The following is a 25,979-nucleotide window of genomic DNA, read 5'->3' on the forward strand; positions in this document are numbered from 1 at the left end:
GACGTGCACCCGGCCCCCCTGGCCTGAAGGGGGTGCCGGGTGTTCGAATCGTTGTGTGAACTCTGAACGACCCGAAGAGAGGGACGCCCCGGAGCCCGCCGAGCCGACGGCGCCGGACGACCGTGCGGACGGCAGTCCCATCGGCCGCCGGGTCCTGCTGGGCACCCTGGGGCTCGGCGCGCTCGGTGTGGTCGCCGCACCCACGCTCCAGCGAGGCCTGGAGGCGTTCCTCGGCGGCGTCTCCGGAAAGGACCCGACGGGCCTGACCGGACTGCTGCCCAACGGCGGCGGCTTCCGCTACTACTCGGTGACGGCCTCCGTCCCCCGCAAGGACGACACGAACTACCGGCTCACCGTCGACGGCATGGTCGACCGTCCGGCGTCCTACACGCTCGCCGACCTGCGTGCCCTGCCGCAGACCAGGCTCGTGCACGACATCCAGTGCGTCACGGGCTGGCGGGTGCCGAAGACACCCTTCGAGGGGGTACGGCTGTCCACGCTGCTGGACGCCGCGGGCGTCGATCCGTCCGCCGGCGCGGTCCGCTTCACCTGCTTCGACGGGGCGTACACCGAGAGCCTGACCCTCGACCAGGCACGCCGCAGCGATGTCCTGGTCGCCCTGAAGATGCAGGACAAGCCGGTCGGCCACAACCACGGAGGCCCCGTGCGCCTGTATGTCGCGCCCATGTACTTCTACAAATCGGCCAAGTGGCTCTCCGGCATCACCGTGACCCGCGCAGTGCGCCCCGGTTACTGGGAGGAGCGCGGGTACGACGTGGACGCGTGGGTCGGCCGGTCGAACGGGCGGGACGATGCACCCACCGGTTGAGGCTCCGGCCCGGTCCACGCGGGTGCGCCGCTTCAGCCGCGGCGAGAAGTGGGTGCACCGCGCGGCGGCGGCGCTGATGGGCGTGTGTGTGGCGACTGCGGCCTGCCTGTACATCCCGGCGCTCGCGGAACTGGTGGGCCGCCGCGAACTGGTGGTGAGGATCCACGAGTGGGCGGGCCTGCTGCTGCCGGTCCCGGTCCTGGCGGGTTCGGTCTCCCGGGCCTTCCGCAAGGACCTAGGCCACCTCAACCGCTGGGGTCCGCACGACCGGATCTGGCTGCGCGCGGTGCTGCGCCGGGACCACCGCCGTGCATCGCGTCCCGCGGCCAAGTTCAACGCGGGGCAGAAGACGTACGCGGCCTGGATCGCGGGCGCCACACTGGTGATGCTCGGCACGGGCCTGCTCATGTGGTTCACACGCCTCACCCCGCTGATGTGGCGCACCTCCGCGACCTTCGTCCACGACTGGCTCGCCCTGACCATCGGCGTGGTCCTCGCCGGGCACATCGGCATGGCCCTCGGCGACCCGGAGGCGCGCAGGGGCCTGAGAACTGGAGAGGTCAGCAGGGAGTGGGCGGAGCGGGAGCACCCCCTGTGGCGGCCGTGACCGGCACGGCGGCCGGGATCAGGAGCCGAAGTCCAGCAGCACCTTGCAGGACCGGCTCCGGTCGGCCGCCAGGGAGAACGCCGACTCGGCCTCGGCGACCGGCACCACCGCGCTGACCAGGGCGTCGAAGGCCGGTTCCGCCGCCAGCAGCTCGAGCGCGCGGTCGAATTCCGTGTCGAAGCGGAACGCCCCGCGCAGTTCGAGCTCCCGGCTCACCACCAGGTTCCCCGCGAACGGACTCCGGCCGGACGGCAGCATGCCGAGCTGCACCACGACCCCGCCCCGCCGCACCAGCCGCAGACAGGTGTCGAGTCCGGCGGCGACCCCTGAGGCCTCGACGGCCACGTCGACTTCGGCCGGCCACCCGGAGTCGCCGGGGTCGTCGGCCCGTACGAGCGTTCCGGCGCCCGCCGCCGAGGCGTACCGCAGTGCCCGGGGCAGCAGATCGGTGACCGTGACCTCCGCCGCGCCCGCCGCCTTCGCGGCGGCCACCACCAGGCAGCCGATCGGTCCGGCGCCCGTCACCAGCACATGCCGTCCCGCCACCGGACCGGCCCGCCGTACCGCGTGCATCGCCACGGCCAGCGGTTCGGCGAGTGCCGCCCGGCGCAGTCCGAGGCCCGCCGGAACCTTTCTCAACTGGGCGGCGGGCACGGCCACCCGGGCCGCGAACCCGCCCTGGACGTGCGGGAATCGGGCCGCGCTGCCGAGATGGCGGGTGTCCCGGCACACGTTCCCGCGGCCGTCCGCGCACTCCGGACACACTCCGCAGGGCGTGGCCGGATGCACCGCGACGGCGCTCCCGACGGCCGGGCCCGACGCCTGCGGGCCGTAGGAGACGACCGTGCCCACCACCTCGTGCCCGAGCAGCATCGGCTCCCTGAGCCGGAAGTCCCCGACCCCGCCGTGCCGCCAGTAGTGGAGGTCCGAGCCGCACACACCGCCGAAGCGGACGGCGACCAGCGCCTGCCCGGGGCCGGGTTCCGGGACGGGCAGCTCGTCCACGCGCAGGTCGCCCCGACCGTGGATCACACAACCGAGCATCTCCCGGCCCTCCTTCACAACACGCTCGTCATACCGCCGTCGACGTACAGCACCTGTCCGCCGATGAAGTCCGCCGCCGCGGAGGCGAGGAACAGCAACCCGCCCACCAGGTCCTCCGTACGCCCCCAGCGGCCGGCCGGGGTACGCCGGCGCACCCAGGCGCTGAACTCCTCGTCCTCGACCAGCGGCCGGGTCAGCTCGGTCTCGATGTACCCGGGGCCGAGTCCGTTGACCTGCACGCCGTGCGGTCCCCAGTCCGCGCACATGCCCTTGGTGAGCATCTTCAGCGCGCCCTTGGTCGCCGCGTACGGAGCGATGCCGGGGCGGACCACCTCGCTCTGCAACGAGCAGATATTGATGATCTTGCCGTGGCCGCGTCGTGTCATCCGCCGGGCGGCTTCACGGCCGACCAGGAACGCGCTGGTGAGGTTGGTGTCCAGGATCCGGTGCCAGTCGGAGTCCGTGAACTCCAGCAGGGGCGCGCGCAGTTGCATGCCCGCGTTGTTGACCAGGATGTCGAGCGGGCCCACCCGCTCCTCGACGTCCGCGATGCCGGCGGCCACCGAGGCGCCGTCGGTGACGTCGAACACGGCCGTGTGGACGTCACCGGGCAGTGCTGCCGCCGCCTCGTCGAGCCGTGCGGCGTCCCGTCCGTTCAGGACGACCGTGCAGCCCGCCTCGGCGAGGCCGCGGGCCAGGGCGAGCCCGATGCCGCGGCCGGAGCCGGTCACCAGCGCCGTACGGCCGCCGATGTCGAAGAGGGGGTGAGCCGTCATCGCCCTGCTCCTAGATCACCAGGGACAACAGCAGGACCAGACCGCCCGCGACCACCGAGATGATCGTCTCCATCACGGACCAGGTCTTGACCGTCTGTCCGACGCTCAGCCCGAAGTACTCCTTGACCAGCCAGAACCCGGCGTCGTTCACATGGCTGAAGAACAGCGAGCCGGCACCGATCGCCAGCACGAGCAGGGCCGCGTGGGTGGTCGACATGTCGGCCGCCAGCGGTGCGACCAGACCGGCGGCAGAGACGGTCGCGACGGTTGCCGAACCCGTCGCGAGCCGGATGGCCACCGCGATCAGCCAGGCCAGCAGCAGCGCCGGAATCGACCAGTCCTTGGATATGTCGAGGATCATCTGACCCACGCCGCAGTCGATCAGCGTCTGCTTGAAGCCGCCGCCGGCACCGACGATGAGCAGGATGCCCGCGATGGGCATGAGCCCCTTCTCGACGGTCTGCGAGATCCGCTGCTTGCTGAATCCGGCCGGGCGGCCCAGCGTGAAGATGCCGACGAGGACCGCGGCGAGCAGCGCGATCAGCGGGGATCCGATCACGTCGAAGACGCGCTGCACGGTCTTCGCCGGGTCGTCCACGACGATGTCGACCAGGGCCTTGGACAGCATCAGGACCACCGGCAGCAGCACGGTGGCGAGCGTGGGGCCGAAGCCGGGGCGCCGCTGGAGTTCCTCGGAGGGACGCGGCTGGATCATGCGGTCCGGGACCGGGACGTCCACCCACCGGGCGGCGACCTTCGAGAACAGCGGGCCCGCGATGACCACCGTGGGGACGGCTACCAGAACGCCGAGCGCCAGCGTGACACCGAGGTTCGCCTTGACGGCGTCGATGGCGACCAGCGGGCCGGGGTGCGGGGGGATCAGTCCGTGCATCACGGACAGGCCCGCGAGCGCCGGGATGCCGATGCGCATCAGCGAGTAGTTGCCGCGCTTGGCCACCATCAGCACGACCGGGATCAGCAGCACGATGCCGACCTCGAAGAACAGCGGCAGACCGATCACCGAGGCGATCAGGACCATCGCCCAGGGCATCGCGCGGCCCTTCGCCCTGGCGAGGATCGTGTCGACGATCTGGTCCGCCCCGCCGGAGTCGGCGAGCAGTTTGCCGAGCGTCGCGCCCAGCGCGATCAAGACGCCCACGCTGGCGACGGTCGAGCCGAGCCCGGTGGTGAAACTGGTGATCACCTTGTCGAGCGGGGCTCCGGCGGCCGCGCCGAGCGCGAGCGAGCCGATGGTCAGGGCGAGGAAGGCGTGGAGTTTGAACTTGGTGATGAGCAGCACGATGACGGCGATGCCCGCCAGTACCGCGATGCCCAGCTGAGCGTGGCCCGCCGATGTGATCGGCTCGACGGTGTCCGCTGCCAGCATCTCGACGCTGAGTCTGGTCACGGGGGGTCCCTTGGGTGAGGAGAGGAACTCTCGGTTTCGGGTGAGGGGGACCCTCGGCAGGGCGGCCCGGGGGAGAGGACCGCGGCAGGTGGGGCCGAGGGGTACTGCGGGGAGGAGGAGCTACTGCGCGGCGGAGGACCGCTCCCGGTCGCGCAGTGCGTCGACGGCACGGTCGGTGATCTCCTCGGGGCTGCCCGAGACGTCCACCGCCACTCCCGGCTCGTCCGGCTCCAGCGGCTGGAGCGTGGCGAACTGGGAGTCCAGCAGTGCTGTGGGCATGAAGTGCCCCTGCCGGTGCGCCATCCGGTCCTCGATGAGCGAGCGGTCGCCCGTGAGGTGCACGAAGACGATGCCGGGAGCCGCGGCCCGCAGCCGGTCGCGGTACGCCCGCTTCAGCGCCGAGCTGCTGACCACGCCGCCGAGCCCCGCCCGCTCGTGGGCCCAGGCACCGATGGCGTCCAGCCAGGGCCAGCGGTCCTCGTCCTCGAGCGGGACTCCGGCCGACATCTTGGCGATGTTGGCCGGGGGGTGGAAGTCGTCGCCCTCGGCGTACGGAACGCCGAGCCGGGAGGCGAGCAGGGGACCGATCGTGGTCTTGCCCGTGCCCGCGACACCCATGACCACGACGACGTGGGGGGTACTCATCGCTTCCTCGCTGTCTTCGTCGACTGCTGTCGACGTCACTGAAACCGATTAGGTACGACGAATTCAAGAGTCTGTGACATTTAAGTCTGACTTTTTCTTCTCGTGACCTGCCTCGTACTCTGAGTGCATGAGCACACCGGGCCGGGGGCTGCACGGCCGAGTACTGGACACCCTCGGGCCCGCGATCACCGCGGGCGAGTACCCGCCGGGCAGTGTTCTGCGCACCGACGAACTCGCCCAGCACTTCGAGGTGTCGCGTTCCGTGATGCGCGAGGCCGTCCGTGTCCTGGAGTCGATGCACCTGGTGGAATCCCGGCGCCGGGTCGGTGTGACGGTCCGCCCGGAGTCCGAGTGGAACGTCTACGACCCCCAGGTCATCCGATGGCGGCTGACCGGCGCCGACCGCGCCCGGCAACTGCGCTCGCTGACCGTGCTGCGCTCGGCGATCGAACCGGTCGCGGCGGGACTGGCCGCCCGGTACGCCACGGCCGAGCAGTGCGCCGAGCTCACCCAGTGCGCCCTGGGCATGGTCGCCACCTCACGCGGTCATCAGCTGGAGGGCTATCTGGTGCACGACGTGGCCTTCCACCGGGTGGTCCTCGAGGCGTCGGGCAACGAGATGTTCGCGCGCCTCGGCGACGTCGTCGCCGAGGTCCTGTCGGGCCGGACCCATCACGACGTCATGTTCGAGGACCCCGATCCGGCCGCGGTCACCCTCCATGTGCAGCTCGCCGAGGCGGTGCGGGAGGGCGACCCGGTGCGTGCGGAGCAACTGACCCGTGAGATCACGGTCGGCGCGCTCCACGAACTGGACATCCTCGCGCCGTAGCCGGAGCTCCGGTCCCGCGGCGGCCGTCCGCGCGGCCCCTCGACCGTGCCGTCAGTCGAGGAGATCCCCGTCGACGTACACCCAGGCGCCGTCGAGCCGTTCGAACCGGCTGCGCTCCTGCAGGCTGCCGCCCCGGTAGGAGGCACGGAAGGTCACGGTGCCCGTGGTGTGGAAGGCGGACCCGGCGGTCCTCTCCAGGACCTCCAGACCCGTCCAGCGCGTCCCCGGGTCGAGGTCGAGGCGCTCGGGCCGGGTGCGCGGATGCCAGGTCCGCAGCAGATAGCCGGCGTCGCCCTTCACGAACGCGCTGTACCGCGACCGCATGAGCGCCTCGGCGGTCGGCGCGGCGCCGGCGCCCGCATGGAAACGGCCGCAGCACCCCTCGTACGATCCGGGCAGTCCGCAGGGGCAGGAACGCGTGGTCATGACCGCCATTCTGCCCGCTCCGGCGCGGCGGCCCGCGGGCACCATGCGGCACGCGCCCATCGGGGTCACAGTGGAAGAAAGCCGCTCACCCGGGTGCCCTGCTGCCTCGTACGGGTATGAGCAGGCGTGAGGAGGACGGAAGATGAATCGAGCCACAGGCAACCGGCCTCCGTCCGCCAAGGAGTGGAGGCTCAACCTGTACCTGTCCGAACGCGACCCCGCCACCAGGGCCCGGGTCGTCCTGGACACCGGTGAAAACGTCATGGAGAGCTGCGCCGAGGCCCACCGCAACCCGTACGACATGGCGGTGCCCGAGATCGGCGACGAACTTGCCGCCGGACGGGCGCTGATCTCGATGGGCCGGCAGTTGCTGCGCGCGGCCGCGGGGGACATCACGGAGGCCGGGGCCCCGGAGGAGGCCCCGCCCACTCCACTGTGGTCACCCGAGGAGTGAGGAGGCGGTCGTCGTGGTCTTCACGGATCGTCTCGAGGCCGGTCGGCAGCTGGGCGAACGCCTCCGGCACCTCAGGGGGGAGGACGTCGTGGTGCTGGGGCTGCCCAGGGGAGGCGTGCCGGTCGCGGCGGAGGTCGCCCGCGTGCTCGACGGCCCGCTCGACGTGTGCCTGGTCCGGAAGCTCGGTGTGCCCTTCCAGCCGGAGCTCGGTATGGGGGCGATCGGTGAGGACGGCGTACGCGTGATCAACGACGCGGTGGTCCGCGAGGCGCGCGTCACACCGTTCGAACTGGCGCAGGTCGAGGAGCACGAACGCGAGGTGCTGGAACGGCGCGGCCTGCGCTACCGGGGCGGACGCCCACCCGTCGGCGTCGAGGGACGGACCGCCGTGATCGTCGACGACGGCGTGGCCACCGGATCGACCGCCCGGGCCGCCTGCCGGATCGCCCGCGCCCGAAGAGCGGCGCGGATCGTGCTCGCGGTGCCCGTCGCACCGCAGGACTGGACCGCGCGACTCGGTGGGGAGGCCGACGAACTGGTCGCCCTTGACACGCCGGTGGACTTCTTCGCGGTAGGCCAGTTCTACATCGACTTCGGCCAGATCGGCGACGAGGAGGTGGCCGCCTGCCTGGAGCGGATGGCGGCCCGCCCCCGCGGTCTCGCGGCCGGGCCCGCGGACCGGGACGTCGAGGCGGCGGCCGGTACCGTCCGGCTGCGCGGCCGGATGACCGTGCCGGAGGGCGCGAACGGGATCGTGCTGTTCGCACACGGCAGCGGCAGCAGCCGGCACAGCCCGCGCAACCAGTTCGTCGCCACGGGGCTGAACCGGGCCGGGCTCGGCACACTCCTGTTCGACCTGCTCACCGAGGAGGAGGAGCGGGACCGGGCGAACGTGTTCGACACCGGCCTGCTGGCGGAACGGCTGACCGCCACCACCGACTGGCTGCGCGGACAGCCGGAGGCCGAGGGGCTCGCCCTCGGGTACTTCGGCGCCAGCACCGGCGCGGCCGCCGCCCTGTGGGCCGCCGCCGAGCCCCGGGCGGGCATCGCGGCCGTCGTCTCCCGAGGCGGCAGGCCCGACCTCGCGGGGCCGCGGCTTTCCGTCGTCGGCGCACCCACGCTGCTCATCGTCGGCAGCGCCGATCTGACGGTGCTCGACCTCAACCGGCAGGCGCAGGCCCGGCTGCGCTGCGAGAACCACCTCGCGATCGTGCCCGGCGCCACCCACCTGTTCGAGGAGCCCGGCGCTCTGGAGGCGGTGACCGAGCTGGCCCGCGACTGGTTCACCGACCACATGGCTCCCGCCCACGCCGGGCGTCCCTGAGCCACGACGCCGCTCGCTCGCACCGCGCCCCCGGCCGACTTAGCTTGGGAGGGTGCCCGGTGACACCGTCACCGTGTTCCTCGGCGGTGACGTGATGCTCGGCCGGGGCGTCGACCAGATCCTTCCGCACCCCGGAGATCCGGCGCTGCGGGAGTCGTACGTGCGCGACGCCCGGGCCTATGTCGGCCTGGCCGAGGAGGCGAACGGGCTCATTCCCCGGCCGGTCCCCTTCCGATGGCCCTGGGGCGTGGCGCTGCCCGAACTGGACGCCGCCGCCCCCGACGTGCGGGTGATCAACCTGGAGACCTCCGTCACCCGGGACGGGGACTTCGCGCCCGACAAGGGCGTCCACTACCGGATGAGCCCGGGCAACCTGCCGTGCCTTGCCGCCGTGCGACCGGACGTCTGCGCCCTCGCCAACAACCATGTCCTCGACTTCGGCCGGCGTGGACTCGAGGAGACGCTCGACTGTCTGGCGGGAGCGGCACTGCGGACCGCGGGGGCGGGCCGGGACGCCGTCGCTGCGGGGCGCCCGGCGGTCGTTCCCCTGGCGACGGGCGGCCGGTTGCTGGTGTTCTCCCTGGGGACGGCGTCCAGCGGGATCCCGGACGACTGGGCCGCCGGCGAGGACCGCTCCGGCGTCGCCTTCGTCGAGGGGCCGTCGGCGGGGGCCGCGGCGGCGTTCGCCGGCCGCCTGCGGCAGTCGAAGCGCCCGGGCGACATCGCGGTGGTCTCCGTGCACTGGGGCGCCAACTGGGGCTACGGCGTGGACCGCGCCGAGATCGCCTTCGCCCATGCGCTCGTCGACGCGGGCGTCGACATCGTGCACGGGCACTCCTCGCACCATCCGCGTCCGCTGGAGGCGTACCGGGGCCGGCTCGTCCTGTACGGCTGCGGCGACCTGGTCGACGACTACGAGGGCATCGGCGGCCACGAGGGCTACCGCGACGACCTGCGACTGCTGTACCTGGTGTCGATGGAGCCGGACTCGGGCCGGCTCACCGGAGTGCGCATGGTGCCCCTCCAGGCGCGCAGGATGCGGCTGGAGCACGCCACGCCCGAGGACACACGGTGGCTGTGCGACGTACTCGACCGGCACGGAAGGCAGTTCGGCTCCCGCGTCGACGCCGGGCCCGACGGCACGCTCACGCTCCGCCCCCTGCGCGCGACGTGGCCCGTGTGAGCCGTGACGGCGGCACGGCCCGTGTCCCGGACCGGCGTCCTGCCGCGGCGGACCCCGGGCCGTTCACGCGGACGCGCCCTTGCGCAGGAACCTGCGCAGGCTGCGCAGCGGCCAGGTGTTGATCACATCGTCGGGGGTGAGTCCGCCGCGTTGCGCGGTACCGATGCCGTAGCGCAGGTGGGCGAGGTGGAGAACGGAGTGGGCGTCGGTGTTCACGGCGAACTTCGCGCCGTGCTCCTTGGCCCGCAGGATGTCCTCGTCGCACAGGTCGAGCCGGTCGGGCTGGGCGTTGACCTCCAGCGCGGTTCCGCTGCGGGCGCAGGCCGCGAACACCTCGTCCCAGTCGGCGTCGAGCCCCTTCCGCCTGCCGATCAGCCGCGTGGTCGGATGGCCGAGGATGTTGACATGGGGGTTCTCGCAGGCCCGTACGAGCCGCGCGGTCATCTCCCGGCGGCCCAGATCGAAGTGCGAGTGCACGGAGGCGACGCAGAGGTCGAAGCCGGCGAGGAACTCCTCCGGCCAGTCCACGCCGCCGTCGGGGCCGATGTTGAGCTCGGTACCGTGCAGCAGCCGCATCCGGTGCCGGGAGCCGTCCAGCGCCCGTACCCGCTCGCGCTGGGCGAGGATCTTCTCGTCGGTCATGCGCTGCATGTACAGGTTGGGTGCGTGGTCCGTGACCGCGTAGTACGCATAGCCGCGTTCGGCTGCGGCCGTCACCATCTCCTCCAGCGGCGCGAGACCGTCGGTGAGGTCGGTGTGGGTGTGCAGATCACCGCGGACGCTGCGTTCGGTCACGACGTCCGGCAACTCCCCGCGCAGCGCGGCCTCGATCTCCCCCCGGTCCTCCCGCAGCGTGGGCGGTATCCAGGGCAGTCCGAGCCTGGCGTACACCTCCTCCTCGGACCGGGAGGCGAGCGACTCCCCGCTGTCCACGTCGAACAGGCCGTACTCCGAGAGCTTCAGCCCTTGACGGACGGCGAGGGTGCGGGTGCGGATGTTGTGGGCCCTGGACCCGGTGAAGTACTGAAGTCCGGCACCCCACGAGTCGGGCGGCAGGACCCGCAGATCCACCTGGACGCCCTTGGTGGTGCGGACGGACGTCTTCTTCCTGCCGTGCGCGATCACCTCCGCGGTGGACGGGAGCGCGGTGAGAGCGTCCATGAAGGGCCCCGACCGCTGCGCGGCGACAAGGACGTCGATGTCGCCGACGGTCTCCTTCATCCGGCGCAGGGACCCGGCGTAGGCGCAGCGCCTGCAGCCGCTTCCTGCCGAGAGTTCGGCGACGATCTCCTCGGCGGTCTCGAGCGCGAGGTGCAACGGGATGCGCCCGCCCGCCTGTTGCATCAGTGCGATGCCGTGCCGGATGTTCTCCTGCGTCTTGTCGCCGAAGCCCTTGAGATCGTGCAGTGCGTCCGCCTCGATGGCCGCCGCCAGTTCGCCCACCGACGAGATGTGCAGGTCCTCGTAGAGCCTCATGGCCTTCTTCGGACCCAGGGTGGGGATGGTGATGAGCTCCCGTACCCCGGCGGGGATCTTCGCCCGGCGCTCCTCGACCGCCGAGACCCTGCCGGTGCGCAGGTACTCCAGCACCTTCTCGGCGATCGACCTGCCCACGTTCGGTATGTCCCGCAGCCCGTCGGCGTCCAGACGCGAGACGTCGGCGGGATGGCCGCCGATCGCGCGTGCGGCCTTCTCGTAGGCGCGCACCTTGAACGCGTCGCCTCCCGTGATCGCGACGAGGTCCGCGTACTCCTGGAGGAGCGCTTCGACCTCTTCGTTGGGCCGGGCCACACCTCCGAGTCTAGGAAGGGGCGTGCTCGGCGGGCCAGCGGAGACGGCGTCCACCGACGACCGGAAAACGCACATGGTGCCGACCGGAATCGGTCGGCACCATGAATGCTGAGAGTGTCCGAGGGGGGACTTGAACCCCCACGCCCGATAAAGGGCACTAGCACCTCAAGCTAGCGCGTCTGCCATTCCGCCACCCGGACAAGGTGTCTGTCGTGCGGGCTTCCCCCGCGGCGACGAAGGAAACATTACCAGGCTTTCGGGGGCGTTCGATCACGCCCTGTTCCGGCGTGAACGCCGCGTGACGGAGCCGGCACGGTCTTGGGGCGGGGCGGGGGTCGGAGAGAGGATGTGGGGTACCACCAGCAGTGACACCGGGAGGAAGCAGCGTGACCGACAAGGACACGGCCAGGAGCGTCACCGGCGAGGACGAGGTCGTGGACCTCTGCCGCGAGCTTATCCGGATCGACACCAGCAACTACGGCGACCACTCGGGACCCGGCGAGCGCGGGGCCGCCGAGTACGTCGCCGAGAAGCTTGCGGAAGTCGGGCTCGAACCGCAGATCTTCGAGTCCCACCAGGGGCGCGCCTCCACGGTCGCCCGCATCGAGGGCGAGGATCCCTCGCGCCCCGCCCTGCTGATCCACGGCCACACCGACGTCGTACCGGCCAACGCCGACGACTGGACGCACCACCCCTTCTCCGGCGAGATCGCCGACGGGTGCGTGTGGGGCCGCGGCGCGGTCGACATGAAGGACATGGACGCCATGACGCTGGCGGTCGTCCGCGACCGGCTGCGCAGCGGACGCAGGCCGCCGCGGGACATCGTCCTCGCGTTCCTCGCGGACGAGGAGGCGGGCGGCACCTACGGCGCCCGGTATCTCGTCGACAAGCACCCCCATCTCTTCGAGGGCGTGACCGAGGCGATCAGCGAGGTGGGCGGGTTCTCGTTCACCGTGAACGAGCAGCGGCGGCTGTATCTGATCCAGACGGCCGAGAAGGGCATGCACTGGATGAAGCTGACCGTGGCCGGCACGGCGGGGCACGGATCCATGATCCACCGGGACAACGCGATCACCGAGCTCTCCGAGGCGGTCGCGCGGCTCGGGCGGCACGAGTTCCCGGTGCGGGTCACCAAGACCACCCGGGCCTTCCTCGACGAACTCGGCGACGCGCTCGGCATCGAGCTCGAAGCGGACGACATGGAGGCGACCCTCGCCAGGCTCGGAGGCATCGCCAAGCTCATCGGCGCGACCCTGCGCAACACGGCCAACCCCACGCAGCTGGGCGCCGGATACAAGGTCAACGTCATCCCGGGCGAGGCCACCGCCCATGTCGACGGCCGATTCCTGCCCGGGTTCGAGGAGGAGTTCCTCGCGGACCTCGACACCATCCTCGGGCCCACGGTCAGGCGTGAGGACCTGCACTCCGACAAGGCCGTCGAGACGACCTTCGACGGGGCGCTCGTCGAGGCGATGCAGTCGGCCCTGCTCGCCGAGGACCCCGCCGCGAAGGCCATCCCGTACATGCTCTCCGGCGGGACGGACGCCAAGTCCTTCGACGACCTCGGCATCCGCGGCTTCGGTTTCGCGCCGCTGAAGCTGCCGCCGGAGCTCGACTTCGCGGGCATGTTCCACGGTGTCGACGAGCGGGTCCCGGTGGACGCGCTCAAGTTCGGCGTGCGGGTCCTCGACCGATTCCTCGACTCCGCCTGATGCCCGGCCGACTCCCTGGGTTCCGTCCCGGTTTGCACGCCGAAACGAGGCCGCAGTATTCGCCAGCACGTACGGAGATCGACCAGGACGAGTGAATGCGACCATAAGCTCGTAGCTCCATTACTCCCTCCTCGTTACAGGTGATGTGGTCCGAGGCTTGGATCGCTTTTGCCAACAAGGAGGAAGAATGATCAAGAAGGTCGTCGCTGCTGCGGCTGCCACCGGTGGTCTGGTTCTCGCGGGTGCGGGTCTGGCCGTCGCCGATTCGGGTGCCCAGGGTGCCGCCTTGAACTCCCCGGGTGTCGTGTCCGGCAATGTCGTCCAGGTCCCGGTGCACGTCCCGGTGAACGTCTGCGGCAACACGATCTCGGTGATCGGGCTGCTGAACCCCGCCTTCGGCAACACGTGCATCAACAACTGACGTTGTGCCCCATCCCATGAGGGGCCTCACCCCGTGAGGGGCTGAGTGAGTCGGCCCCGGAGTGTGTGCCATGCGCTCCGGGGCCCGACCGGTTGCCCTCGCGGCCGCGCCTTCGGCGCGCGGCCGCGTTCCAGAAGGTCCACGCAAGGTCGAAGACAGGGAATCAGCAATGCGACAGGTCACCCGTAAGGGCCTGATGACGGTGGCGGCGGCGACCGGCGTTCTCGCCGTCACCGGCGGCTATGCGCACGCGGACTCGGGTGCGCACGGATCGGCCACCAACTCGCCCGGCGTGCTGTCGGGCAACTCGGTGCAAGTACCCGTACACATCCCGGTGAACGTCTGCGGCAACACCGTGAACGTGATCGGGCTGCTCAACCCGGCGGCGGGCAACATGTGCGCCAACGCGGGCGGCAGCCGAACCGGCGGCTCCCACGCGAGCGGGCACACCGGCGGCTCGCCCGGCGTCGGCTCCGGCAACCATGTGCAGGTCCCGGTGGACATCCCGGTGAACGCCTGCGGCAACAGCGTGAACGTGGTCGGTGTCGGCAACCCGGCCACCGGCAACCACTGCGGCAACATCCCGGGCGGCGGTCACTCGACCAACCCGCCCGGTGGCGGTGGCGGCACCACGCCTCCCGGTGGTGGCGGCGGCGGGACCACGCCTCCCGGCGGTGGCGGTACGACGCCTCCCGGTGGTGGCGGCAGTGTCACGCCTCCCGGTGGTGGTGGGTCGACCCAGGTCAACCAGCCCGGTACGCAGTCCCTCACCCCCACCGGCGGCTCGCAGCTCGCCGAGACCGGTAGCGACCTCCCGGTCGGCGTCATGGTGCCGGCGAGTGCTGCGGCGCTGCTCGGTGGCGTGCTGCTCTACCGCCGGGCGCGCACGAGCAGGTGAGCCGTTGGCCCGCCGCCATGTCCACCGCGCGACGCGTCGCCCTTCGGGGCGGGCCTCGCGCGGTGGCGGACGCGGGGCCCGTCGGCTGATCGACACCCTCGGTGAGCGCGGTCGGGGGCACATAGCTCCGAACCGGACAATATGGACAGCAGTGCCACATCCTTCCCCGGTGGCCTGCTGAAACGGATCGGGCCCCGCTCTGGCGGGGCCCGATCCGTTTCAGCCGTCTTCGCTCACCACGTGGCGCGCACCTGGCGGATGATCCGCCGGCGCAGCCGCACCCTGCGGCTACCGTCACGCAGCAGGCTCAGGCGGTCCAACTCCCAGTGTCCGTACTCGGCATGATCCGTGAGAAGGCGTGTGGCGTCCTTGCGGGACACCCCGCGCGGTACGTACACGTCGACAAATTCGTATTCCGGCATCGCATCTATTGTGCGGGCTGGGGCCCGGTACGGATAGCGTCTGCTCTATGTCTGATGCTGCGCAGCCCACAGCTGCCGAGGTACGCGCCGCCGTAGAGGCGGTCAAGACCGCGCTCGACCGCCACCTGGCGGCGATCGAGCGCAGGACGGGTGACGACGACCCGGCCGTCTACGAGGCGTTCAACGAGCTGGCCGCGGCGGCCGAGGAGTACGACGAACTGTTGTACGACCGGTATGACGAGGTCACACCCTTCGAGATCCCCGGTGTGGAGGACGCGCTGCCTCCGTACACCGGCCCCGAGGAACCGAACGCGCTCAGTGTGCTGATCCGCCGCGACTACGCCGTGGCGGAGCCCGAGCGGCTGCTGGCGCAGGCACGGCGTGTGGAGGCCGCGGACGAGGACGGTGTGCGCGGATCATCGGCCGGCAGCGTCCACGGCGCGGTGGGTGTCCTCTTCGGAGAGTTCGAACCCGACGAGATCGCCTCCCGGCACAAGGAGTTCGGGCTGGAGGAGGGCGACTCCACGCTGTGGGTGACGGCCGCGGACGAACCCGCGGAACCGGGTGACTGGCTGGAGGCACCCTTCGAGCAGGTCGATCCGCAGCGTGTGGTCTGCCGCTTCGATGTGAGCACGGTCTTCGACGACGAACCTGACGACGACCTCGAGGACGACTTCGGGCCCGTATCGGAGCTGGAGGACGACGAGGACCTGGAACCGCTGGAGGTCGACCGCTAGCCCGCCCGGGCCGGGCGGGGAGTTTCCGGGCACCGCGCTGCCCGGCCGGGGAGGTGCCGAGCAGCACCTCCCCTTACCGCATCAAGACCTCGCAGGCGGGGAGCCGGGCGCTCGGATCAGCCCGTCGTCGGGAACTGGCCCCGCAGCAGCAGGGGCAGGCGGGTGGTCCGTGGCTTGGCCGGGGTCTCGGCCACGGCGCGCGGCAGCGCCTGCTCCACTCCATGGACGACTGACAGATGGCGGTCCGCCCTGCCGAAGGCCGTGTACACCCAGGGTCTGCTCAGCGCCTGGGCGGCATCACCGGGCAGCACCACGACCACCGCGGGCCACCGCTGCCCCACCGCCTGGTGCGCGGTGAGCGCCCAGCCGTGCCGCACGGTCTGGTCCACCCGCTCCTTCGGTACGACGACGGGCTCGCCCGAGCACTCCAGGTGCAGCCCCTCCGCGTCCGCTGTCACCACATGCCCCTGGACCGTACGGCCCGGGGCGGGGGAGTAGGCGATCCGATCGCCGGCGTCGAAGCCCCCGAAACGGCCGGGGCCCGGGTTGAGCCGCTCCTTGAGCGCCGCGTTCAGGACACGGGTCCCCGCCGCTCCGCCATGGCCGGGCGTGATGACCTGTGTCTCCTGCGCGGGGATCCCGATCGCGCGCGGCACGGAGTCCACGACCAGCTGAACGGTCCGGTGCACCGCCTCCCCGGCGTCCCGCACCGGCACGATCACGACCTCCTTGCCGGGCGCGTCGACCTGTGGGAGCTCACCGATGCCGACCGAGGAGACGAGTTCCCCGATCGGGCCGGGGTCGGGGGTCCTCGAGGAGATCTGCGGGCACGCACGGGCGGTGAGCAGATCGGCGAACACCCGCCCGGGGCCGGCCGACCACAGCACTCCCGGGTCACCGCTCAGCACCAGGCGCACGCCGTCCGGCAGCGACTCGGTGAGCAGCGCGGCCGACTCGACGTCCAGCTGAGGGGCGTCAAGCACGACGAGCAGGTCGAGGTCCAGCGCACCGTCCGCGTCCCGCCCCGGGCCCTCGGCGCCGGACAGGAGCCCCGCGACCGTGGTGAGCGCCGGGTGCGTCGTCGCGGTGTCGGGCAGGTCGAGCCGGTCCCGCAGCTCGGCGAACGCGTCGCGCCCGGCAGGGCTGTGCGTGGCCGCCCAGGCGCGCACTCCGAGGTCATGCGCCGCGTACAGCAGCGTGGCCGGCTCGATGCGCGAGGCCTCCCCGCCGGTGTGGAGCACAAGGCCATGGCCCGCGACCGCGCGGATCAGCTCCCCTGCGGCGCCGGTCGCCGAGCGGGCCGCCCGCTCCCAGGCGTCGGCCGAACCGTTCTCCTTCGGCACGGAGTTGATCAACCGGGCCAGTCCGTCGGCGAGGCTCTCCTCCGCGAGCGCGTACATCTCCAGGCCGATCAGGACCCGGACCGGACGCTCCTCGTCCTCCTCCTCGCCCTCCCCGGCAGCCCCCTCGACCGGTGCGGTGCCCGGTCCGGTCGTCTCCAGGGCGTCCTGGAAGACCAGGACCTCGCCCTCCGCGATGCCGCTCTGCACGGCCGCGTCCGGGTCCGGCACCGAGCACCGGTCGAGCGCTGCCTCGAGAGCCGGGACCTCAAGGGCGGTGTGTCCGGCGAGAGCGGCCTGCTCCAGCAGCCAGACCGTCATCGCGCGGGCCCGTCGGTCGTCGTCCGGACGGCACTCGGCGCCGAGCAGGGCCCGGGCGAAGCCGTCGGCCTGCTCCGGCCTGACCCCCGTGACGCGCAGCAACTGCCAGGGATCCGCTTGCAGGCGCGCGTCCGCCGTCTCGCCGAGGACCGCGGCGACCTGGGGCGCGAGCGTGTCGGGCGCTCCTGCCCCGGTCAGCAGGGCACGCACGGCCGCGACGAGTTCTGTGCCCGGGGCGGTGGGCGGCTGCGGCGGTGCGACGGGCCGTGCGGGCCGCTCGGGCTCGGGGGCGGCACGGCGTGGCGCGGGGGCCGGCTCCCGGAACGCGCTCGGGACCGGCTTCTCACCGCTCTCCACGGCCCTTACCGCCGCCAGCAGGTCGGCCGCCTTCCCGCTGAGCTTCGTGCCGGCCTCGACCGGCCCCTGCTTGTGGGCCTTCCGCTGCTCGATCCGCTCCCGCTCGATGCGCTGGGCGGCCAGCTCGGCCTCCGCCTCGGACCGCTGGGGCGCGGCGGCGCCCTCGCCGGCGGGCGCCGCGACCGCGCCGTCCCTGTCCTCGCCCCCGGGAGCCGTCTCCGCCTCGGTCCGGCCCGTGTCCTGCCCGGTCCCGTCCTCCGGCTGGGGGGACGTCTCCCTGGTCTCCGGGTCCGTGCTCACAGCGTGCTCCAGTCGTGATCGGGATAGCGGTGCACCGGGGCGGACACGTCGTCCAGCGCCCGGCAGATCTCGTCAGGAAGACTAAGTGCCTCCACTGACAGTGCCGCCGACAGCTGCTGTGCGTTGCGCGCGCCGACGATCGGCGCGACCACGCCAGGCCGGTCGCGAACCCATGCCAGCGCCACCTGGAGCGGCGTGGCGGACAGCCCGTCGGCGGCCGTCTGCACCGCGTCCACGATGCTGCTCGCCGTGTCGTCGAGGTAGGGCTCCACGAACGGGGCCATGTGCTCGGAGGCGCCGCGTGAGTCGGCGGGCGTCGACTGCCGGTACTTGCCGGTCAGCACGCCGCGGCCGAGCGGGGAGGACGGCAGCAGCCCGACCCCCAGGTCCAGTGCGGCGGGCAGCACCTCGCGCTCCACACCGCGCTGCAGCAGCGAGTACTCCATCTGCGTACTGGCGAGGCGGGTCCGTATGCCCGGGGCGGCGAGCTGCCATGTCGCCGCCTTGGCGAGCTGCCAGCCGCAGAAGTTGGACACACCCGCGTATCTGGCCCGGCCGCTGGCCACGGCGAGGTCGAGCGCGTGCAGGGTCTCCTCCATCGGGGTGGAGGGGTCGAAGGCGTGGATGTGCCACACGTCGACGTAGTCCGTGCCGAGACGGGCGAGCGAGGCGTCCAGCGCGGCGAGCAGATGGCCGCGCGAGCCGTCGAACCGGCGGTCGGGGTCGGGCACGCTCCCCGCCTTCGTCGAGATGACCAGGTCCCGGCGCGGCACGAGGCCGTCCATCAGCTGCCCGAGCAGATACTCGGCCTCCCCGTCCCCGTACACGTCGGCCGTGTCGACGAGGGTCCCGCCCGCCTCCCAGAACACCTTCAACTGCTCCGCGGCGTCGTGCTCGTCCGTGTCACGCCCCCACGTCAGGGTGCCGAGTCCGATCCGGGACACGCGAAGGCCGGTACGGCCGAGATGCCTCTGCTCCATGAACGCCGAGATTACGGCCTGAGCTCGGCCCGTGGGGGGCCTGTGGACAACCGAGTTGCCCTGCCGCGGGGCGAGAGATGCGTCGCTCTCCCTACCGTGGAGGACACCGCGCTATGGTCTGCCGACAACGGACGTTACTGATCGGTAAGGGGAATCGGCCATGCAGCTCGGGATCAACCTCGGCTACTGGGGTGCCGGAATGGACGGCGACAATCTCGCCGTGGCCCAGGAGGCCGACCGGCTCGGCTATGCGGTGTGCTGGGCCGCCGAGGCCTACGGCTCCGACGCGGCCACCGTGCTCACCTGGGTCGCCGCCCAGACCGAGCGCATCGACGTCGGCTCGGCCATCTTCCAGATCCCGGCCCGCCAGCCCGCGATGACCGCGATGACCGCCGCCACTCTCGACTCGCTCTCCGGTGGCCGCTTCCGCCTCGGTCTCGGGGTCTCGGGGCCCCAGGTATCCGAGGGCTGGTACGGCGTCAAGTTCGACAAGCCGCTGTCCCGCACCCGCGAGTACGTGGAGATCGTGCGGAAGGCGATGACGCGCGAGCGGCTGTCGTACGAGGGCGAGCACTGGACCCTCCCGCTGCCCGGGGGTCCCGGCAAGCCGATCAAGCTGACCGTGCACCCCCAGCGCGAGCACATCCCCCTCTACATCGCCGCGATCGGCCCCAAGAACCTGGAGCAGACCGGCGAGATCGCCGACGGGGCGCTGCTCATCTTCCCCTCGGCGGACCACCTCGAGGAGACGGCGATCAGCTACCTGCGCGCGGGGCGCGAGAAGGCGGGCAAGACCCTAGAGGGCTTCGACGTCTGCCCCACGCTCCCCCTCGCGGTGGGCGACGACAAGGACGTGACGGCCCTGGCCGACACCTTCCGCCCGTACACCGCTCTGTACGTCGGCGGCATGGGCAGCCGCAAGCAGAACTTCTACAACCAGCTCGCCAGGCGCATGGGCTACGAGCAGGCGGCCGCCGAGATCCAGGACAAGTACCTGTCGGGGGACAAGCAGGGCGCCGCCGCCGCCGTGCCGCACGAGCTGATCGACCGGACCACCCTGCTGGGCTCGGTGGACCGCATCGCCGACCGGATGAAGGCCTACGCCGAAGTCGGCGTCACCACCCTCACCCTGGCTCCCGCGGGCTTCACCCTCGACGAGCGGATCGCCTCTCTGCGTGCCGGGTCCGAGGCCCTGGAGCGGGCCGGACTCGCCTGACGGGGGCGAATGGTCTCCACGGCCGTGGTGGGGGCTCGGGGGTCCACCCCGCCACGGCCGTCACGGGGAACAACGCGCCGGGCTCCGAGCGGTTACGGCATCGACAGGACCGGGACGCTCCTCCGTTCGGCGCAGCCTCCCCGCACAGCTGTTGCACCACCTCCACGACGGCATTTGACTCTCTCTTTGCGGAGTCCTGCAGAGAGGTGCCCACCATGCTTTCGGCGAAGAGTCTGTTCGAGGAGATCCTCGAGAACGACGAATCCTTCCGCCTGTTCTGCTCGATCGCGGCCAGCGGGGAGTCGCAGGGCGGCTGGGAGAACGGCCGGATCGCCGCACTCGTGCCGGAGAGCGAGCGGGCGCTCGTTCCACGGATCGTGCGTCACGGCGCGGACGAGGACAAGCACGGACGCATCTTCAACGCGCTGATGAGGAAGCGCGGCCTGGCCCCCGTTCCCGTACCGCCCGAGACCGACTACACGATGCTCCTCGAGAAGCGGGGCATCGGTCTCGCGCACGAGAAGCTCAAGGCCGACCGCCCGCTGTCGGTGCAGGACGTCATCACCTATCTGGCACACAGCAGGGTCACCGAACAGCGCGCCGCGGAGCAGATGGCGATGCTGCGCACGTACTTCACGGACCATCCCGAGATCGGCCGGGCCGTACGCATGATCTCCCAGGACGAGGACAACCACCTGGCGTACTCCAACGAGGAACTGCTGCGCTTCGCGGCCGCCGGACACAGCCGGTTCATCCGGCGGACGCTGCGCGCGTGCGCGTTCGCGGAGATCCGCGTCCACCGGGACGTCAGTCTCGCCGTCATGGCCCACATGGGGCGCATCCTCGGCTGGCCCGCGGCCAGGTCGGCGATGCTCGCGGCGGGGATCCGCGCCGTGTACCTCTACGAGCGCATCGCCGGATGGCGGCGGATGGTGACCTTGAGGATGCCGGAGCGGCGCGACGCGCTCGGCGGTCCCGCCGCGCAGGCGCACGAGTTCGCCTGAGCCGCCCGTCGCCGCGCGTGCGGAACGGAAGGACGGCCTCACAGCCAGCCGCGCCGCTTGAACGTCCGGTAGAGCAGCACTTCGACGGCCGCCATCGCCAGGATCAGCGCCGGGTACGACCAGAGCCAGTGCAACTCGGGCATGTGGTCGAAGTTCATTCCGTAGATGCCCGCGATCATCGTGGGGACCGCGGCCATCGCCGCCCACGCCGAGATCTTCCGCACATCGTCGTTCTGCCGCACGCTCGCCTGCGCGAGATGGGCCGAGAGGATGTCGGACACCAGCCGGTCCAGGGCCTCCACGGACTCGTTCACCCGGGCCAGGTGGTCGGAGACGTCGCGGAAGAAGGGCCGTGACTTCTCCTGCACGAAGGGCACCGTCGTCCCGTACGTCCCCTGGCCCGCCAGCCGGGACAGGGGCGGGGCCAGCGGGACCGTGGCCCGCCGGAACTCGAGGATCTGCCGCTTGAAGGTGTAGATCCGCGAGGCCGTGTGGTGGGAGCCGCCACCGGAGGGTGAGAAGACCTCCGCCTCCAGCTCCTCCAGGTCGGTCTGCAGCTCGGTCGCCACGTCCAGGTAGTGGTCGACGATCGAGTCCGCGATCGAGTAGAGCACCCCCGTGGGGCCGTGCCGCAGCATCTCCGGCTGCTCCTCGAGATGGCGCCGGAGGCGGGCGAGCGGCATGTGCTCGCCATGGCGCACGGTCACCACGAAGGAGTCGCCGAGGAAGAGCATCAGCTCGCCGGTGGACACGGTGTCGCTGCGCGGCTCGTAGGACACCGGCTTGAGCACCACGAACAGCGAGTCGTCGTACACCTCCAGCTTGGGGCGCTGGTGCGCCTTCAGTGCGTCCTCGACCGCCAGCGGATGCAGCCCGAACTCCTGGGTGACCAGGTCGAACTCGTTCTCCGTCGGCTCGTGCAGGCCGATCCACAAGAATGTGTCGGAAGCGGCACGCGCCTCGTTCAGGGCGTCGGAGAGGTCCTCGGGGCTCTCTGTGCGGCGCCCGTCCCGGTAGATGGCGCAGTCGATGATCACGGAGCGTATTCTCCTGTCGGCCGGGCACCGGCGCATGCCGAGGACTCTTCGAGGGCTCCCGCCGCCCGGCGCCGTCGCCGACCCGGCGGACCCCATCGGGCCCGCCTCCCCTCGACCGCCGCCGCTCCCACCACCGGCCCGGCTTTCGGAGGCGTCCCTTTAGGCTGGACGTCATGCCCACGTTGATCCTCGTCCGGCACGGACGCTCCACCGCCAACACCGCGGGACTCCTCGCCGGCTGGACGCCCGGCGTCGCCCTCGACGAGCGCGGCACAGAACAGGCCGCCGCCCTGCCCGGGCGACTCGCCGCACTGCCGCTCGCGGAGGTGGTCACCAGCCCTCTGCAACGCTGCCGGGAGACCGTCCAGCCGCTGCTCGACGCCCGTCCGGGGCTGCCCGTGCACGCCGACGACCGCATCGGCGAGTGCCACTACGGCGACTGGTCCGGACGCAAGCTCGCCGAGCTGAAGGACGAGCCGCTGATGGAGGTCGTCCAGGCCCATCCGTCGGTGGCCGCCTTCCCGGGCGGTGAGTCGATGCGGGCCATGCAGACCCGGGCCGCGGAGGCGGTGCGCGAGTGGAACGAGCGCATCGAGCGCGACCACGGTCCCGACGCCGTGTATGTCATGTGCTCGCACGGTGACATCATCAAGTCCCTCGTCGCGGACGCACTCGGCCTTCATCTCGACCTCTTCCAGCGGATCTCCGTCGAACCGTGTTCCATCACCGCGATCCGCTACACCCGGTTGAGGCCATTTCTCGTTCGTCTCGGGGACACCGGCGATTTCACCTCTCTCGTGCCGCGTGAGGAACCCTCCGGTTCGGATGCCGCGGTCGGGGGCGGCGCGGGCGCCCCGTGATCGTCGGCCGCAGTAGGGTGAAGCGGGCGCACCAGCGCAGTAGTTGTCAGCAGCAGTAGTCAGCAACCGAAGCGGACCGGCGCGGTCAGCCGGCCCCGATCCCGATCCAATGGAGACAGGACGTGTCCCGTCAGGTGTTCCTCTACGACCCCCCGGACCGCTTCGTGGCCGGTACGGTCGGGTTGCCCGGGCGCCGTACCTTCTTCCTGCAGGCCACGTCCGGACCCCGGGTGACCAGCGTGGCCCTGGAGAAGACCCAGGTCGCGGCGCTCGCCGAGCGCATGGACGAGCTTCTCGACGAAGTCGTGCGCCGTAGCGGCGGCAGCGCGTCCGTACCGGCCGTGGCCCCCACGGAGATCTCGGACACGGCTCCGCTCGACACCCCGATCGACGAGGAGTTCCGCGTCGGCACCATGGCACTGGCCTGGGACGGCGAGGAACAGCGCATGGTCGTCGAGGCCCAGGCACTCGTCGAGCTCGACGCCGATTCCGAGGAGGACCTGGCCGAGGCCGAGGAGCGGCTGCTCCAGGACGAGGAGAACGGGCCGCCGATGCTTCGCGTCCGGCTCACCGGCGCCCAGGCCAGGGCCTTCGCCAAACGCGCCCTCGACGTCGTCAACGCCGGCCGCCCGCCGTGCCCGCTGTGCAGTCTCCCGCTCGACCCGGAAGGACACGTATGTCCGCGCCAGAACGGATACCGCCGCGGAGCGTGACCACGGCAGAGCTGCTCGCCGAGGGCGAGCTCGCCGTGGTCGGACGCATCCGTGACGCCTCCAACGCGGCGCTGTACTGCACGGTCTCCTACGACGGGCGGGAAGCCGCCTGCATCTACAAGCCCGTCGCGGGCGAGCGGCCCCTGTGGGACTTCCCGGACGGCACACTGGCGCAGCGCGAGGTCGCGGCCTACGAGGTGTCCGAGGCGACCGGCTGGGGGCTCGTCCCGCCCACCGTGCTGCGCGAGGGGCCCTACGGCCAGGGCATGTGCCAGCTGTGGATCGAGGGGCAGCCGGATGCCGAGCTGCTCGCCCTGGTGGAGGGCGAGGAGGCGGAGGAGGGCTGGAAGGCAATCGGCCTCGCCGACGTGGGCGAGGGCAGGACAGCCCTGCTCGTGCACGCCGACGACGAGCGGCTGCGGCGACTGGCCGTCCTGGACGCCGTCATCAACAACGCCGACCGCAAGGGCGGGCATCTGCTGCCCGGCGGCGAGGGACGCCTGTACGGCATCGACCACGGGGTCACCTTCAACGCCGAGAACAAGCTGCGCACGCTGCTGTGGGGCTGGGCGGGCGAGCCGCTGACCGGGGAGGCCGTCGAGGTCCTCAAGGGCCTCAAGGAGTCCCTGGAGGAGGGTGCGGCGCTGGCCCTGCGGCTGGGCGAGCTGCTGACCCCGGCGGAGGTGCAGGCCACTCGTGCGCGGGTGGCGGCGCTGCTGGAGTCGGGAAGACATCCGGAACCCAGCGGGGAGTGGCCCGCGATTCCCTGGCCGCCGGTGTGAGGAGCGGCCGGTGCGTCCGCACGGCAGGCACACGGGGCGGCGACGCGCAAGAACGCCTTCCCGGCCATCCGGCCCGGTCCGGTTCGTAGGGGGAAGTTCCGGCCGGTTACGCTCAAGGCATGTATGCCTGGCCCGCTTCCGAGGTCCCCGCCCTGCCTGGTCAGGGCCGCGACCTGAGGATCCACGACACCGCGACCGGTGGTCCCGTCACCCTCGACCCCGGTCCCGTCGCCCGCATCTACGTCTGCGGCATCACCCCCTATGACGCGACCCACATGGGTCATGCGGCGACCTACAACGCGTTCGACCTCGTTCAGCGCGTGTGGCTCGACACCAAGCGGCAGGTTCACTACGTCCAGAACGTGACCGACGTCGACGACCCGCTGCTGGAGCGGGCGGAGCGCGACGGCGTCGACTGGGTCGCTCTCGCCGAGAAGGAGACGGCGCTCTTCCGCGAGGACATGACCGCCCTGCGGATGCTGCCGCCCCGCCACTACATCGGGGCGGTGGAGGCGATACCCGGCATCGTGCCGCTCGTCGAACGGCTCCGGGACGCCGGAGCCGCGTACGAACTCGACGGCGACATCTACTTCTCCGTGGAGTCGGACCCGCACTTCGGCGAGGTGTCCAACCTGGACGCCGCCGCCATGCGGCTGCTGTCCGCCGAACGCGGCGGGGACCCGGACCGCCCGGGCAAGAAGAACCCGCTCGACCCGATGCTCTGGATGGCCGCCCGCCCGGGAGAGCCGAGCTGGGACGGGGGCTCACTGGGCAACGGCCGCCCCGGCTGGCACATCGAGTGCGTCGCCATCGCCCTGGACCACCTGGGCATGGGCTTCGACGTACAGGGCGGCGGCTCCGACCTCGCCTTCCCGCACCACGAGATGGGCGCCTCGCACGCCCAGGTGCTGACCGGCGAATACCCGATGGCCAAGGCGTACGTCCACGCGGGCATGGTCGCGCTGGACGGCGAGAAGATGTCGAAGTCCAGGGGCAACCTGGTCTTCGTGTCCCAGCTGCGGCGCGACGGCGTCGACCCGGCGGCGATCCGGCTGGCGCTGCTCGCCCACCACTACCGCTCCGACTGGGAGTGGACCGACCAGGTCCTGCGGGACGCCGAGGCACGGCTCGAGCGCTGGCGCTCCGCCGTCTCGCGGCCCGACGGGCCGCCCGCCGAGACGCTGGTGGAGGAGATCCGCGAAGCCCTCGCGAGCGACCTGGACGCCCCGGCCGCACTCGCCGCGGTCGACCGCTGGGCGGCGCTCCAGCAGCAGAGCGGGGGCACGGACACCGGTGCGCCCGGTGTCGTCTCGCGCGCTGTGGACGCGCTGCTCGGCGTGGCGCTCTGAATCGTCCCCCGCGTCCGTGCGAGCGGCGCCGGGCGGGGCATCACCCCGCCCGGCGCCGCTCGGCGGTTTCGGCAGGGGGCCCGCTCCCTGTTCACCGCGGGGTCCGCGCCGCGAGGGGCCGGTCCAACGGCCGTAGCCGCGGCGGAAGTCGGGGAGGCTCGCGCAGCACCGCGACGGCCGGCACACACGCCCTCACGGCTCGGCGCCGGAGACG

General features: G+C 71.6%; 26 protein-coding genes and 1 tRNA gene. 16 read left to right on the forward strand and 11 right to left on the reverse strand.

Annotation, left to right across the window (positions count from 1 at the left end; all coding sequences use genetic code 11):
- The first annotated feature begins 55 nt into the window (after nt 1-55).
- Together RCR19_RS29495 and RCR19_RS29500 are read left to right on the forward strand one after the other, a co-directional pair.
- Nucleotides 56-829, forward strand: coding sequence for a molybdopterin-dependent oxidoreductase (locus RCR19_RS29495; RefSeq protein WP_331267888.1), 774 nt, complete (start codon nt 56-58; stop codon nt 827-829).
- Nucleotides 813-1,436, forward strand: coding sequence for a cytochrome b/b6 domain-containing protein (locus RCR19_RS29500; protein WP_331267889.1), 624 nt, complete (start codon nt 813-815; stop codon nt 1,434-1,436). The genes RCR19_RS29495 and RCR19_RS29500 overlap by 17 nt, the downstream gene beginning before the upstream one ends.
- Before the next feature lie 18 nt (nt 1,437-1,454).
- Here the strand turns inward: RCR19_RS29500 and RCR19_RS29505 are convergent, their stop codons facing one another.
- From RCR19_RS29505 to RCR19_RS29520, 4 genes are all read right to left on the reverse strand, one after another.
- Complete coding sequence (locus tag RCR19_RS29505) at nt 1,455-2,480, reverse strand: L-idonate 5-dehydrogenase (protein ID WP_331267890.1); 1,026 nt, start codon at nt 2,478-2,480, stop codon at nt 1,455-1,457.
- A 14-nt stretch (nt 2,481-2,494) separates the two neighbouring features.
- Entirely contained in the window at nt 2,495-3,256 is a 762-nt protein-coding gene (locus RCR19_RS29510; RefSeq protein WP_331267891.1) for an SDR family oxidoreductase, read from the reverse strand.
- 10 nt (nt 3,257-3,266) lie between these two features.
- The gene (locus RCR19_RS29515) at nt 3,267-4,664 is read right to left on the reverse strand and encodes a gluconate:H+ symporter (RefSeq protein WP_331267892.1); all 1,398 of its coding nucleotides are present in this window, start codon (nt 4,662-4,664) and stop codon (nt 3,267-3,269) included.
- A gap of 120 nt (nt 4,665-4,784) precedes the next feature.
- Nucleotides 4,785-5,309 (reverse strand): gluconokinase, encoded by a 525-nt coding sequence (locus RCR19_RS29520; protein ID WP_059125725.1) that lies wholly within the window; start codon nt 5,307-5,309, stop codon nt 4,785-4,787.
- Nucleotides 5,310-5,436: 127 nt separating this feature from the next.
- Between RCR19_RS29520 and RCR19_RS29525 the strand changes: the two genes are divergently transcribed.
- Nucleotides 5,437-6,138, forward strand: a complete 702-nt coding sequence (locus tag RCR19_RS29525; RefSeq protein WP_331267893.1) for a FadR/GntR family transcriptional regulator — start codon at nt 5,437-5,439, stop codon at nt 6,136-6,138.
- 51 nt (nt 6,139-6,189) lie between these two features.
- On the opposite strand, the gene RCR19_RS29530 is transcribed toward RCR19_RS29525, so the two are convergent.
- Nucleotides 6,190-6,564 (reverse strand): YchJ family metal-binding protein, encoded by a 375-nt coding sequence (locus RCR19_RS29530; protein ID WP_331267894.1) that lies wholly within the window; start codon nt 6,562-6,564, stop codon nt 6,190-6,192.
- 142 nt (nt 6,565-6,706) lie between these two features.
- On the opposite strand from RCR19_RS29530, the gene RCR19_RS29535 reads away from it, so the two are divergent.
- The 3 genes from RCR19_RS29535 to RCR19_RS29545 are packed head-to-tail and all read left to right on the forward strand — an operon-like array spanning nt 6,707 to nt 9,525.
- A complete protein-coding gene (locus RCR19_RS29535; protein ID WP_331267895.1) occupies nt 6,707-7,018 on the forward strand; it encodes a dsRBD fold-containing protein in 312 nt (103 codons plus the stop codon).
- Nucleotides 7,019-7,031: 13 nt separating this feature from the next.
- The gene (locus tag RCR19_RS29540) at nt 7,032-8,342 is read left to right on the forward strand and encodes a phosphoribosyltransferase family protein (RefSeq protein ID WP_331267896.1); all 1,311 of its coding nucleotides are present in this window, start codon (nt 7,032-7,034) and stop codon (nt 8,340-8,342) included.
- Nucleotides 8,343-8,394: 52 nt separating this feature from the next.
- The gene (locus tag RCR19_RS29545) at nt 8,395-9,525 is read left to right on the forward strand and encodes a CapA family protein (RefSeq protein ID WP_331267897.1); all 1,131 of its coding nucleotides are present in this window, start codon (nt 8,395-8,397) and stop codon (nt 9,523-9,525) included.
- 63 nt (nt 9,526-9,588) lie between these two features.
- Here the strand turns inward: RCR19_RS29545 and polX are convergent, their stop codons facing one another.
- Complete coding sequence (gene polX / locus RCR19_RS29550) at nt 9,589-11,316, reverse strand: DNA polymerase/3'-5' exonuclease PolX (protein ID WP_331267898.1); 1,728 nt, start codon at nt 11,314-11,316, stop codon at nt 9,589-9,591.
- A gap of 115 nt (nt 11,317-11,431) precedes the next feature.
- A tRNA-Leu gene (locus RCR19_RS29555) sits at nt 11,432-11,516 on the reverse strand.
- Nucleotides 11,517-11,702: 186 nt separating this feature from the next.
- Between RCR19_RS29555 and RCR19_RS29560 the strand changes: the two genes are divergently transcribed.
- The 3 genes from RCR19_RS29560 to RCR19_RS29570 all read left to right on the forward strand — a co-directional run bounded on the left by RCR19_RS29560 (nt 11,703) and on the right by RCR19_RS29570 (nt 14,347).
- On the forward strand, nt 11,703-13,028 hold the full coding sequence (locus tag RCR19_RS29560; RefSeq protein WP_059125719.1) for a M20/M25/M40 family metallo-hydrolase: 1,326 nt from the start codon (nt 11,703-11,705) through the stop codon (nt 13,026-13,028).
- A gap of 187 nt (nt 13,029-13,215) precedes the next feature.
- Entirely contained in the window at nt 13,216-13,449 is a 234-nt protein-coding gene (gene chpH / locus RCR19_RS29565; protein ID WP_059125718.1) for a chaplin ChpH, read from the forward strand.
- Between the two features lie 169 nt (nt 13,450-13,618).
- A complete protein-coding gene (locus RCR19_RS29570; RefSeq protein WP_331267899.1) occupies nt 13,619-14,347 on the forward strand; it encodes a chaplin in 729 nt (242 codons plus the stop codon).
- 233 nt (nt 14,348-14,580) lie between these two features.
- Here RCR19_RS29570 and RCR19_RS29575 read toward each other — a convergent pair whose 3' ends face one another.
- Nucleotides 14,581-14,769 carry a DUF5703 family protein gene (locus tag RCR19_RS29575; protein WP_005485166.1) on the reverse strand — a complete coding sequence of 63 codons (189 nt, stop codon included), beginning with the start codon at nt 14,767-14,769 and terminating at the stop codon, nt 14,581-14,583.
- Between the two features lie 47 nt (nt 14,770-14,816).
- On the opposite strand from RCR19_RS29575, the gene RCR19_RS29580 reads away from it, so the two are divergent.
- Nucleotides 14,817-15,506: a hypothetical protein gene (locus RCR19_RS29580; RefSeq protein WP_331267900.1), complete on the forward strand. Its 690-nt coding sequence runs from the start codon at nt 14,817-14,819 to the stop codon at nt 15,504-15,506.
- Between the two features lie 116 nt (nt 15,507-15,622).
- Here RCR19_RS29580 and RCR19_RS29585 read toward each other — a convergent pair whose 3' ends face one another.
- Both RCR19_RS29585 and RCR19_RS29590 read right to left on the reverse strand, forming a co-directional pair.
- Complete coding sequence (locus RCR19_RS29585; protein ID WP_331267901.1) at nt 15,623-17,824, reverse strand: helix-hairpin-helix domain-containing protein; 2,202 nt, start codon at nt 17,822-17,824, stop codon at nt 15,623-15,625.
- Entirely contained in the window at nt 17,821-18,804 is a 984-nt protein-coding gene (locus tag RCR19_RS29590; protein ID WP_331267902.1) for an aldo/keto reductase, read from the reverse strand. Before RCR19_RS29590 ends, RCR19_RS29585 begins: the two co-directional genes overlap by 4 nt.
- A gap of 160 nt (nt 18,805-18,964) precedes the next feature.
- Between RCR19_RS29590 and RCR19_RS29595 the strand changes: the two genes are divergently transcribed.
- Complete coding sequence (locus RCR19_RS29595) at nt 18,965-20,020, forward strand: LLM class F420-dependent oxidoreductase (RefSeq protein WP_331267903.1); 1,056 nt, start codon at nt 18,965-18,967, stop codon at nt 20,018-20,020.
- Nucleotides 20,021-20,235: 215 nt separating this feature from the next.
- Nucleotides 20,236-21,024, forward strand: coding sequence for a ferritin-like domain-containing protein (locus tag RCR19_RS29600; RefSeq protein WP_331267904.1), 789 nt, complete (start codon nt 20,236-20,238; stop codon nt 21,022-21,024).
- Nucleotides 21,025-21,062: 38 nt separating this feature from the next.
- On the opposite strand, the gene corA is transcribed toward RCR19_RS29600, so the two are convergent.
- Nucleotides 21,063-22,061: a magnesium/cobalt transporter CorA gene (gene corA / locus RCR19_RS29605; protein ID WP_331267905.1), complete on the reverse strand. Its 999-nt coding sequence runs from the start codon at nt 22,059-22,061 to the stop codon at nt 21,063-21,065.
- 173 nt (nt 22,062-22,234) lie between these two features.
- On the opposite strand from corA, the gene RCR19_RS29610 reads away from it, so the two are divergent.
- The 4 genes from RCR19_RS29610 (at nt 22,235) to mshC (ending at nt 25,765) form a co-directional block, all read left to right on the forward strand.
- A complete protein-coding gene (locus tag RCR19_RS29610; protein WP_331267906.1) occupies nt 22,235-22,921 on the forward strand; it encodes a histidine phosphatase family protein in 687 nt (228 codons plus the stop codon).
- A 122-nt stretch (nt 22,922-23,043) separates the two neighbouring features.
- Entirely contained in the window at nt 23,044-23,634 is a 591-nt protein-coding gene (locus RCR19_RS29615) for a DUF3090 domain-containing protein (protein WP_331267907.1), read from the forward strand.
- On the forward strand, nt 23,598-24,416 hold the full coding sequence (locus RCR19_RS29620) for an SCO1664 family protein (protein WP_331267908.1): 819 nt from the start codon (nt 23,598-23,600) through the stop codon (nt 24,414-24,416). Before RCR19_RS29615 ends, RCR19_RS29620 begins: the two co-directional genes overlap by 37 nt.
- 119 nt (nt 24,417-24,535) lie before the next feature.
- Entirely contained in the window at nt 24,536-25,765 is a 1,230-nt protein-coding gene (mshC, locus tag RCR19_RS29625; protein WP_331267909.1) for a cysteine--1-D-myo-inosityl 2-amino-2-deoxy-alpha-D-glucopyranoside ligase, read from the forward strand.
- Nucleotides 25,766-25,979 lie beyond the last annotated feature (214 nt).

This window comes from Streptomyces sp. WAC07094, from assembly GCF_036320405.1.
Lineage (GTDB): Bacteria > Actinomycetota > Actinomycetes > Streptomycetales > Streptomycetaceae > Streptomyces > Streptomyces lannensis.